The organism is Pseudomonas sp. SWRI77, assembly GCF_014269105.1.
In the GTDB taxonomy this organism is placed as follows: Bacteria; Pseudomonadota; Gammaproteobacteria; order Pseudomonadales; family Pseudomonadaceae; genus Aquipseudomonas; species Aquipseudomonas capeferrum.
Map to the genome: position 1 here is coordinate 1 of NZ_JABWRV010000061.1, position 1,433 is coordinate 1,433.

At 53.6% G+C, this 1,433-nt stretch carries 1 protein-coding gene; it reads right to left on the reverse strand.

All coding sequences use genetic code 11. The features are described 5' to 3' along the window. Positions 1 to 28 precede the first annotated feature (28 nt). A protein-coding gene (locus HU766_RS25930) for an IS3 family transposase (protein ID WP_186661837.1) occupies positions 29 to 1,383 on the reverse strand; the annotation gives its coding sequence in 2 pieces (ribosomal slippage) (positions 29 to 910 and positions 913 to 1,383; 1,353 coding nt in all). Positions 1,384 to 1,433 lie beyond the last annotated feature (50 nt).

Sequence of the window (1,433 nt, forward strand, 5' to 3'; positions counted from 1 at the left end):
TGGACTGCCCCCAAAAAGTTGGACAGTTCTATGCTGCCGCCTGGGTCCTGTACTCGACAGGGCTCAGGCCATTGAGCCTCAGCTTGATGCGGTCATGGTTGTAGTAGTGGATGTACTCATCCAAGCCCGCTTTCAATTCATCAACATTCTCAAACCGCTTGAGGTAGAAAAATTCTGACTTGAGCGTGCCGAAGAAGCTTTCCATAGCTGCATTATCTAGGCAATTGCCTTTACGAGACATGCTCTGCTTCACTCCACAACTGCGCAGTTTTTGGCGATACTGAGCCTGCTGGTACTGCCACCCCTGATCGGTGTGGAGCACGAGTTTCGGCTTCTCCCCCAGGGTCTTGAGTGCCTTGTCGAGCATGTTCCCAACCAGGCTGTACTGTGGGCGACTGGCCGTCTCGTAGGCGATGATTTCCCCGTTATACAAATCCATCACAGGCGAAAGATAGAGCTTCTGTTGCGCCACCTTGAACTCGGTTACGTCACTCACCCATTTCTGGTTGGGGCGCTGGGCGACGAAATTACGCTCCAGCAGATTCATCGCTATCTTGCCGACAGTACCTCGGTACGACCGATATTTCTTGGGTCGCACCAGTGACTTCAGACCCAGCCCAGTCATCAGTTTCTCAACGACCTTCTTGTTGACCAGTGGCCCCTCTTTTCTGATTGCTAGTGCAACGCGCCGATACCCGTAACGCCCCTTCTCTTTGTGATAGACCTGCCGAATTCTCTCTTTAAGCTCCGCGTATTTATCCGGCTTCTGTTGGCTCTGTACCTGGTAGTAAAAAGTGCTGCGAGCCAGTCCGATCAGCCGCAGCAGGTCAGGCAAAGGGAATCTACGTTTGAGTTTGCAAACGATCAGGACTTTTTCGCCGGTATTCGTTCCTTTTCCTCGCGCAGAGCCTTGAGCTCCTTTAGGACAGCGTTCTCCATGCGCAGATACTCAAGCTCAGCCATCAGCTGGTCTCTGGGTTTTTGCGAATCGTCGGTATCTGTGGGCTTTGCTGGTTTAATCTTCTTCGGCACTTTAATCGGCTTTTTCTGGCGGATGACAGGGGCTACAGGGCTACCACTGTAGTACTGCCGCTGCCAGTTGCCTATCTGCGAGGACTGGCCGAGGCCAAAATGCGCAGCGGTTTGGCGAAGAGAGAGACGATGCTCGTGCATGTGGCTCAGCACTTGGCGCTTGAAGTCGTCGTCATAGCGCTGCCCGTGCGAGCGCGGACTAAGGCTGGACTTGCTCTGATAGCTGGAGACCCACCGGCGCAGCAGACTGACGTCGATACCGAAACGCTGGGCTACTTTTCGGAAGCCATCGCTACCATCTAGGTAGGCTGAGATGGCTGTGAGTTTGAACTGCTCTGTGTATTTGCCCATCGGTCCCCCCAAGGGTTGGATTTTTTGTCCAACTTCTTGGGGGCAGTCCA